A 9048-nucleotide genomic window follows, 5' to 3' on the forward strand; every position below is an offset into this window, starting at 1 on the left:
ATGGGGGGCACATTATTTACCATTACCCGGTAACAACGATCCGGAACTGCTTACATTTTTACAGGAGGCGAATGTTATTACCGGTTATGAAAATGGCTTGCCGGTATATAATGATTATCACTTATGTTTTGATCCGAAAGAGCGACTATATATTAACCACTACTGGCAAGACGGCATTATACCACACGAAGGTATACCGGCCAGCGATCGCGAACAGATAGAGCACTTCATGGCGATGATGCATAACTTTCGCGATCAACGTGGCTCGGATGGGCGTGAAGCATTTGCTATACCGGTTGATCTCTCTTCACATGATGCGCTATACTTGCAACTCGATACGATCTCAATGGAGAAGTTTTTGTACGACAGGGGATTTACCTCTTCCTACCTCCATTGGTATGTTAACTACTGCTGCGCTGACGACTATGGTTCTTCATTGGCAGAAACATCCGCCTGGGCCGGTATACATTATTTTGCATCACGCAAAGGCAAAGCCGCCAACGCTTCGTACGATACTGTGCTTACCTGGCCCGAGGGAAATTACTGGTTGATAAAAGAACTGCGAAAAAATCTGGAGCCACATATATATACACGTTCGCTGGTATACCAGGTAAATTTGCACGAAAAAGGCGTTGAAGTTTTATACTACGATGCCATTAAACAACATACTGTAAAACTGTACGCTGGTGCTGCTATTATAGCAACACCCCAATTTATAGCACAACGTATTTTACATACAGGAATTGAGCGACCAGTAGACTATAGCCGCTTTCAATATGCACCGTGGATGGTAGCGAACATTTCATTGGATGCATCGCTTGAAGAAAAGAAAGGTGAACGACTGTGCTGGGACAATGTTATCTACGGAAGCAACTCTGTGGGATATGTAAATGCCTCTCATCAACTGATCAGTCGTGAGAGAGAAGAGAAGATCATTACTTACTATAAACCTTTGCTGGGAGATATAAAATCATCGCGGCAGCAGGCTTACCAACGAACATGGCATGAATGGAAAGATACTATCCTGCAAGACCTGAAGGTACCGCATCCGAATATAGAACAGCACATTCAACAACTGGACACCTGGGTATGGGGACACGGTATGATCAAACCATCACCGGGATTTGTCTGGGGTGCTGATAGAAAAGCAGCATCGGCACCGTGTGAAAGAATATACTTTGCACACTCCGATCTCAGCGGAATCTCTATCTTCGAAGAAGCATTCTATCATGGACACCAGGCGGCACAACAGGCATGGCAAACATTGTCCCGTACCTGATCGAATATAAACTATCTATAGGCAGCCAAGAAGCATGACACCGGATCGGCCACATACAACGCAAGCCTGGCTCAGCAGCCCTGCCAAGGAAACCTGGCTTATCCTGGCTCCTTCGCTCCTGCCCGTAGCTGTTGTACTCCTCTTTCAGAATTACTTTACCCGGCACGAAGTTACTTCGCTCTGGTGGATTGTTCTGGTATTGTGCATTGATGTGAGCCATGTATATAGCACCTTGTTTCGGTTGTATTGGGATCGCCCTACGTTTCATCAATATAAACATCTGCTGCTCACTATTCCGGCAGTGGCTTTTATAGTGGGGGCTACTTTGCATTTTTATAGTGCCGGTATATTCTGGCGTGTGCTCGCTTATATAGCTGTGTTCCACTTTGTGCGGCAGCAGTATGGTTTTATGCGATTATATTCCCGCAAGGAAAGATCATCAAAACTGATACGCATTATTGATACACTCGCCATTTATAACGCTACGCTATATCCGCTGCTATACTGGCATCTGCACCTGACGCAGGAACTGAGCTGGTTTGTAAAAGGTGATTTTATTGCGCTGAATGGACTTGCCATTGATCCGATACTCACAGGTATTTTTATTCTGATCATTGCCATCTATAGCATCAAAGAAGGAATTGTGAGCTATAGAAACGGAGTATTCAACATTCCGAAGAACATGATCATGATCGGCACGTACCTTTCCTGGTATGTGGGCATTGTTATGTTTCATGGAGACCTAGTATTTACTTTATTGAATGTAGTAGCACATGGTATACCGTATATGGGACTCATCTGGATACATGGTGAAAAGAAAGCTAACACCACGTTCTCGTTTGGCATCAAAGGCATAGCTGTATTTGCCTTTGTGCTTATCCTGTTAGCCTATACCGAAGAAACACTGTGGGATATATTTGTATGGAAAGATCATACGGACATATTTCCTTTCTTTGCTCAATGGGCACCGCTCGAAAATCCTGTGCTGCTCTCCATCATTGTCCCACTGTTAGTACTCCCTCAACTGACGCACTATGTACTGGACGGATTCATCTGGCGCTTCTCGAAAGACAACCACGCAAGAATCTGATTCAGATATATACACTATCTTTAGCATAAAACTATAGAATTATGTGGTGGATATACGCTTTACTCTCGGCATTCTTTGCTTCGCTCACCGCGATACTGGCAAAGGTTGGTATAAAAAATATGGACTCGGATTTTGCTACGGCTATACGCACGCTGGTGATTCTGGTGATTACCTGGAGCATTGTTTTCTTTAAAGGCAACTTCACCTCGCATGCATCTTCATTATCCCGGCAAAATATACTCTTCCTCGTATTATCCGGAGCTGCCACAGGATTATCGTGGCTATTTTACTTCCGGGCATTGCAGGTAGGAAATGTATCGCAAGTGGCTCCCGTTGATAAACTCAGTGTTGCGCTCACCATTATACTTTCCATTGTATTCCTGCACGAATCGATCACATTGAAAACTGCGCTCGGTGCTGCACTTATTTTAGCTGGTATATTTTTAGTAATTAAATAATGGCTGCAAGCCGCTGGAGGTTGAGCCCAAGAGTCTTGCATACAACTCCTGCCGAATTTTCTGACTTACGGACTTTCATCTCTTACATTTTTTCTACGTAAATCTGCGGGAAATATACGGTCATTAAATTCAATCAGACTGAAACATCGCCCTATCAAAATCCGTTGGTATATATAGATATGGGAATCAAAAATATCTATACCTTCCCTATCATGTTTTCTGCTATATTGCTGCAGAGCACGCATGAAAGAAATTGATATTCCTCCCCAACTGATTTCCTGGACAACTGACCAAACCTTGCTTTGGAACAAGATCAAATCGTTTGAAATAGATGATCCACAGGCTTCACTGGCATTCAGTGACAGGTTGGCACGTGAGAACGGATGGACGCTCGATTTTGCCTTACGCGCTATTGACGAATACAAGAAATTTATATTCCTGATCTGCGTCTCCAATCTTCCACTCACACCATCCGACCAGGTTGACCAGGTATGGCACCTGCATTTACTATACACTTATTCATACTGGAAAGAATTATGTGGTTCCGTATTGCAGCGTGAAATTCACCACGGTCCTACCAAAGGCGGCAACCAGGAAAAATCAAAATTCAACGACTGGTATACACGCACGCTGGAGCTATACCAACAATACTTTGGATACAGCGCTCCTGCAGACCTGTGGCCTTCTAACCAAAAGAGATTCAAGCCCGAAAAATTTCAGCGTGTTAACCGCGATATATACTGGCTAATTAAAAAACCATTCAAGTGAAACATCTATCTAAACTTACCCCTGCCGAAATTCTGTTACTCCGTCATGAATACCGTTCGTCTCTCAAAGACCTCTTAAAGTATACCTTGCTTGACCTGCTGATAAAACAAGTGCTTGAAATAGACGAAGCTCAACAGCAAAGCAATGCAAAAGATCCTGTCAAAAACTACCGGTATGTAAAGGCAGGCAGGAACTTCAAAAAACATCGCAGTAAATTTCACGAAGAGGTGTTCCTTATGTCTTTTGGAAAAAATCATGATCGGATCATCCTCTTCAATAACATGGTAAAGATCGGCTTCCAAAATTCCGTCTCGCACCGATCCTATACCAACAGAATCAGGAAAAATGGCGCGATGGACGGCCTGTTTGAAAAGCACTTTCATAATATATTATTCGGTGGCTTTGAATATACCCGCGCTGGTAAACAACTACGGGATCAGGTAAACCTGGAGATCAGTGAACTCGAAAAAACAGTTGCACGCTATATACAGGAAAATGACAAGGCGGGCCTCGACTCACTGCGCACGATCGGTGGCAATATATTTCTACTGCAAGGCCTTAGCCTGCCTATGCTAAAAGAACTGGAACAAATATTTATCGATGAGATGAAAACAGGTTCTGGTGATACTTCCGGCGAATGCAGCTCTGCATGCTGGAGTACATTTAGCGATTACTCCGGCAGCTTCGACAACGCCCATAGTCACGGTTGCAGCAGCGACAGTAGTGACAGCAGCGACAGCAGTGATAGCGGCTGCGGTGGCGACAGTGGTTGTGGCGGATGCAGCGGTGGTTGCGGAGGGGACTGAAGTTTAAAGTAAAAAGCGCAAAGCCTAAAGCGGGGCCGTACTACTTTAAGCCTTACACTTACTCTTTGTGCATTTCCTTCTGCGTTACTCTGTGAATTCCGTGGGAACCTAATTTATCTTTATAGCATAGAAAAATCCATTCGTGTCTCCGAAGTATACTGTATTACCATCAACTACCGGGTCGGAAAGTATAGACCCCAATGAAAGTATCTGCTTCTCGGAAGTAATATAGTCCTGTCCGTATAACTCAAAGCCTTTTCTAAATTCATTATTGTCACCATATACAGTGCTATATCGTTTGGCGCTCTCTTCTGTTTGAAAAGTCGCGTTAATCTTCCCGGTTTCCGGGTTAACCAAGTAAAGCTTACCATTAAAACTACCAAAGACTATATTTTCATTAGCCAAAACTGCTGAACCATATACCCGCATGTTAAGCGGAAGTTTCCATTTCACTTCTCCGGAATAGGCATTCATACAATAAAAGCGATGTGTATCCGATGTTCCGAAGTATAGATGATCCCTATAAAAGAAGGGTGTAGCAATAACCCAACTGCCAATCTCTTTCATATTCCATTTACCGGTACCCGTTCTGGTATCAAGCGCATAGATATTATAATCGCGACTGCCAAAAGCAACGGTGTTACCATATAGAAGTGCAGCCCGCTGTATCTCGCCTTTTGGAAAGTTTACATCTCCTACCGTTTTAAATTTCCAGAAGAGTTTTCCGCTTCTGGCAGCCAATGCGTAGAAGTATCCATCGTAACTGCCTATGAATACTGTATCATTTTTTACAACCGGTGTAGCATGCACAGTACCATTGGTCTTAAAATTCCAGATCATTTTGCCGGAAGCTGCCTGCAACGCATACACCGAACTGTCACCACTCCCCACATATACTATATGACCATCCACCACAGGCGATGACAAATAGTAGTCCCACAAATCATAGCGCTGCTCTCCTCTCGTCTGGAATTTCCAAAGCACATTTCCTTTATCCTTCTCCACCGCATATATACTTCCGTCTGCACTGGCGACTATAACTTTATTTTCTTCGATGGCCGGAGTTGACTTGATTGCGCCATTCGTTTTGAATTTCCATACGATCTTACCTGTATTCTTATTCAGGGCATACACATGTGTATCATCACTCCCAAAGTAAATATTATTACCACCGACTGCTGCTGAAGAATATATAGCACCACCGGAAGGATACTTCCATAACACAACAGGGCTTTGACTATAAACAACCGAAGTAAAAAAGATAGCAGGTATGAGCAAGACAAATCTCATAAAGGGCGTTGGGGTTAGTCAGTATATATCAAATATATTTAAAAAGTTGGAGGCTTATACTGCTTGAAAGGTTAAAATTCATTATACTAAATTGCACAAAGAAGACGCTAGGTTTCACAAAGGAAATATAACGACTAACGAATATCGAACAAGGAACCGATCAACGAATATCGAAGTTGAGGTATCCCAGCTTTTACTTTCAGCTTTTGTTTTCTCTGCGTAAATCTCCTCCGGTAGCTATCGGGATGCGGGAAACAAAAAAATATTCAAAAAAGAGGTGATATATTCACAGAGCAAAGCACATATCTATAGAACAGCAACGCATGGAGATTATGGAACCCGATACACTCGTCTCGCCCGTTATGGAGCGGACGAAGCTCTTTGAAGAGCTTTACACAACGGCCTTTCCGGGTGTTGCCAGGTTTATCAGCAAGATGAATGGCACACTGGAAGATGCGGCAGATATATTTCAGGATGCCCTGGTGATATTCTATGAGAAGAGTCAGCATGAAGCATTTGATATTTCTGCTTCGCGCGAAGCCTATATTATGGGTATAGCCAAGCACTTGTGGATACGCAAATTTGCACACGACCGCAAGAAGGTTTCGCTTGATCACCTCGAAGCAAGCATTACCATACCGGACGACTTCTACCCTGCTGTTAACAACGAAAAACTTCTTTCGCTGTTAGCGCGCTCAGGACAAAAATGCCTGGAGCTTCTGCAAGCTTTTTATTACGAAAAGTTACCGATGAAAAAGCTGGCCGGCAAATTCGGTTTTGTTACCGAACGTTCTGCTACTGTGCAAAAGTATAAATGCCTGGAAAAAGTAAGAGACACTATAAAAGAAAAAGCGTTTACCTATGAGGACTTCACTGAATGATATAGCGTTGGCCGAGCGATATATAGCAGGCAAACTGTCACCGGAAGATGCGTTAGTCTTTCAGGCACGACTTCTCACGGAACCGCTGCTGCGATGGAATGTAGCCGCATTGAGGAAAGTATATATAGTCGTAAAAGGTTATCATCGCAAAAAGATCCGGGAAGAAGCCGCGGCTGTCCACCGCGCCCGCTTTAATGATCCGGCTCACGCAGCTTTTCAACAACAGATCTATCAACTCTTTCAATAATTACATTTTATATGCAAGCGAACATGATACCGATGGTGATCGACAGCAGTGCACACGGAGAGCGTGCCTATGATATCTATAGTTTGTTATTGAAGGAGCGCATAATCTTCCTGGGCACAGGTATTAATGATGCGGTGGCCAATGTTATTGTCGCGCAGCTTTTATACCTGAATAGCATTGATCAGAAAAAAGAGATCAACCTGTATATTAACAGTCCGGGAGGAAGTGTATATGCCGGCCTCGCTATATACGATGCCATGCAAATGATACAAGCTCCGGTTTCAACTGTAGCGGTAGGTGTATCGGCCAGTATGGGAACAGCGCTACTGGCTTCCGGCAGAAAAGGAAAACGCTATGCACTGCCGCATGCTACTATACACATGCACCCTACCGGAGGTGGGGCGCAGGGATATACCGAAGATGTACGCATTGCTACACGCGAACAGGAGCGCTTGCAAACACAACTCTTTCACCTGATGGGTAAACATTCCGGACATACCTGGAAAGAGATTGAAGACTATTTTTTACGCGATCGTTTTATGAGTGCACCGGAAGCCAAGTCGTTCGGACTAATCGATGAAGTCCTGGGCGATATCAGCGATGTGATCGTATTGAATAATGCAGAGGCACATGTAAGCATGTTTCAACCGGCAGTACCATCGTAAGTGATTATACCGATATAATTACCCACTGAAAAGTCATATTGCATTTGTAAATCACAAAAGGCATTCGTTCCTTGTGGCTTAATTATTTTTATGAGCCACCATGCGATTCACGTAAGCTCAGAGATCGGTACATTACGCAGACTTCTTGTACACAGCCCTGACAGCAGCCTCGGTAAAGTTGTTCCCTCCAAAGCACAAGACTGGTTATTCGAAGACATTGTTCACCTCGATACCATTCGCAAGAAGGAATATGATTATTATACCCGTATTCTGCTATACTTTCTCGACCCCGGAAAAATTGCGGGCAAACTTCATCACATTGATGCTGCCGAAAGCAATCGTACTTTTTACAAGCCCGATAACGCAGGCTTTCATGCGTCCGATAAGGTGATCGAGTTGCAATGGCTGCTGGCCGATATACTTCGCGATAACACCATCAAACTAAAACTGGTAGCATCGGTCTGCGCCGTAGAGTTTTGCTCGTACGATACACAAAAACAATTATTCGAGCTGGAGCCGATAGCGCTTTCCAAAGTATTGATCAGCGGTACATTGAAAGATGGCCGCATGCTCTTCGCTCCTATACCGAATTTTATTTTTACCCGCGATATAGGGGTGGTGATCAACGATCATATACTTTTGAACCGGCCTGCCAAAAAAGCCCGCACACGCGAAGCCCTGTTAACAAAGTATATATTCTTCAACCATACATTGTTTGAGTCGTATCGGCAGAACATTATCGAAATTGAAGATTCATCGCATCACTTCTTATTACCGAAAGAGAGCGATGATAAAAAAGTTACCCTGGAAGGAGGCGATGTAATGATGGTAACGCCCAATCATTTACTGGTAGGTGTCAGTGAGCGAACCACTGTTGAAGCGGCACACCAGGTAGTAAATGCATTGTTTGAAAAGAAGATCGTTGACAAGATCACGGTAATACGCATCCCCAAGAAGCGCGACTATATGCACATCGATACGATCTTCACACAGGTGAAACGCAACGTATGGGTTATGCTCGGAAGCTTTTCGCGCAAGAGTATCCGCAAGGAAGATGCTGACCCGATTGAACGGATACTCGAAAGTAAAAAGAAGGACGACCCGATCAGGATCGTGCAGTTTCGCAGGGATGATCTGGAGAACCCGGTATATTTCGATGGTCTGGAAGATCTGCTCGCGCACATCAGCGAAGTCGATCTGCGCAGTGTCGATAAAACGCAGTTCATCTACTCGGGTAACAATGAGTTTCCGTATGATGTTCGCGAACAATGGACAGATTCCTGCAACGTGCTCGCATTACGCGAAGGTGTAGTACTCGGCTATGATCGCAATGATAAAACAACGGAAGCCTTCCGCGCCCAGGGATTTACCATTATACATGTACATGAATTACTCGGAGACCTCGAAGCCGGAAGAGTAAAAACAGATGACCTGCGAGATACATTGATCCTGATGCCATCGGCAGAACTTTCACGTGCACGCGGTGGATTTCATTGTATGAGTATGCCCCTGCTGCGCGACAATCTTTGATATACTATATATACATTTTATAACGACCTCTATA

Annotated in this window: 10 protein-coding genes; 9 read left to right on the forward strand and 1 reads right to left on the reverse strand. The window is 44.0% G+C overall.

Annotated features, from left to right (window positions below):
* From VIN08_RS00700 to VIN08_RS00720, 5 genes are all read left to right on the forward strand, one after another.
* Positions 1 to 1279 (forward strand): FAD-dependent oxidoreductase (locus VIN08_RS00700; protein WP_331958714.1); only part of this gene is annotated, 1279 nt, incomplete at its 5' end.
* Between the two features lie 34 nt (positions 1280 to 1313).
* Positions 1314 to 2369: a hypothetical protein gene (locus VIN08_RS00705; RefSeq protein ID WP_331958717.1), complete on the forward strand. Its 1056-nt coding sequence runs from the start codon at positions 1314 to 1316 to the stop codon at positions 2367 to 2369.
* A 41-nt stretch (positions 2370 to 2410) separates the two neighbouring features.
* The gene (locus VIN08_RS00710) at positions 2411 to 2827 is read left to right on the forward strand and encodes an EamA family transporter (protein ID WP_331958720.1); all 417 of its coding nucleotides are present in this window, start codon (positions 2411 to 2413) and stop codon (positions 2825 to 2827) included.
* 243 nt (positions 2828 to 3070) lie between these two features.
* Positions 3071 to 3595: a hypothetical protein gene (locus VIN08_RS00715; protein WP_331958723.1), complete on the forward strand. Its 525-nt coding sequence runs from the start codon at positions 3071 to 3073 to the stop codon at positions 3593 to 3595.
* The gene (locus VIN08_RS00720; protein WP_331958726.1) at positions 3592 to 4401 is read left to right on the forward strand and encodes a hypothetical protein; all 810 of its coding nucleotides are present in this window, start codon (positions 3592 to 3594) and stop codon (positions 4399 to 4401) included. Before VIN08_RS00715 ends, VIN08_RS00720 begins: the two co-directional genes overlap by 4 nt.
* Before the next feature lie 108 nt (positions 4402 to 4509).
* Here VIN08_RS00720 and VIN08_RS00725 read toward each other — a convergent pair whose 3' ends face one another.
* The gene (locus VIN08_RS00725) at positions 4510 to 5691 is read right to left on the reverse strand and encodes a PQQ-binding-like beta-propeller repeat protein (RefSeq protein WP_331958729.1); all 1182 of its coding nucleotides are present in this window, start codon (positions 5689 to 5691) and stop codon (positions 4510 to 4512) included.
* A gap of 323 nt (positions 5692 to 6014) precedes the next feature.
* On the opposite strand from VIN08_RS00725, the gene VIN08_RS00730 reads away from it, so the two are divergent.
* The 4 genes from VIN08_RS00730 to VIN08_RS00745 all read left to right on the forward strand — a co-directional run bounded on the left by VIN08_RS00730 (position 6015) and on the right by VIN08_RS00745 (position 9014).
* Entirely contained in the window at positions 6015 to 6572 is a 558-nt protein-coding gene (locus VIN08_RS00730; protein ID WP_331958732.1) for a sigma-70 family RNA polymerase sigma factor, read from the forward strand.
* A complete protein-coding gene (locus VIN08_RS00735; RefSeq protein ID WP_331958735.1) occupies positions 6553 to 6819 on the forward strand; it encodes a hypothetical protein in 267 nt (88 codons plus the stop codon). Before VIN08_RS00730 ends, VIN08_RS00735 begins: the two co-directional genes overlap by 20 nt.
* Positions 6820 to 6830: 11 nt before the next feature.
* The gene (locus VIN08_RS00740) at positions 6831 to 7484 is read left to right on the forward strand and encodes an ATP-dependent Clp protease proteolytic subunit (RefSeq protein WP_331958738.1); all 654 of its coding nucleotides are present in this window, start codon (positions 6831 to 6833) and stop codon (positions 7482 to 7484) included.
* A 90-nt stretch (positions 7485 to 7574) separates the two neighbouring features.
* Positions 7575 to 9014 carry an arginine deiminase family protein gene (locus tag VIN08_RS00745; protein ID WP_331958741.1) on the forward strand — a complete coding sequence of 480 codons (1440 nt, stop codon included), beginning with the start codon at positions 7575 to 7577 and terminating at the stop codon, positions 9012 to 9014.
* The last annotated feature ends 34 nt before the right edge of the window (positions 9015 to 9048 follow it).

Origin of the sequence: Ohtaekwangia sp., from assembly GCF_036568665.1 — a bacterium.
Classification (GTDB): domain Bacteria; phylum Bacteroidota; class Bacteroidia; order Cytophagales; family Cyclobacteriaceae; genus Ohtaekwangia.

What these genes read in the sequence shown, in the direction of transcription:
- VIN08_RS00705 (WP_331958717.1), top strand. Translation starts at nt 1,314, where the DNA reads ATGACACCGGATCGGCCACATACAACGCAAGCCTGGCTCAGCAGCCCT.
- VIN08_RS00710 (WP_331958720.1), top strand. Translation starts at nt 2,411, where the DNA reads ATGTGGTGGATATACGCTTTACTCTCGGCATTCTTTGCTTCGCTCACC.
- VIN08_RS00715 (WP_331958723.1), top strand. Translation starts at nt 3,071, where the DNA reads ATGAAAGAAATTGATATTCCTCCCCAACTGATTTCCTGGACAACTGAC.
- VIN08_RS00725 (WP_331958729.1), bottom strand. Translation starts at nt 5,691, where the DNA reads ATGAGATTTGTCTTGCTCATACCTGCTATCTTTTTTACTTCGGTTGTT.
- VIN08_RS00730 (WP_331958732.1), top strand. Translation starts at nt 6,015, where the DNA reads ATGGAGATTATGGAACCCGATACACTCGTCTCGCCCGTTATGGAGCGG.
- VIN08_RS00735 (WP_331958735.1), top strand. Translation starts at nt 6,553, where the DNA reads ATGAGGACTTCACTGAATGATATAGCGTTGGCCGAGCGATATATAGCA.
- VIN08_RS00740 (WP_331958738.1), top strand. Translation starts at nt 6,831, where the DNA reads ATGCAAGCGAACATGATACCGATGGTGATCGACAGCAGTGCACACGGA.
- VIN08_RS00745 (WP_331958741.1), top strand. Translation starts at nt 7,575, where the DNA reads ATGAGCCACCATGCGATTCACGTAAGCTCAGAGATCGGTACATTACGC.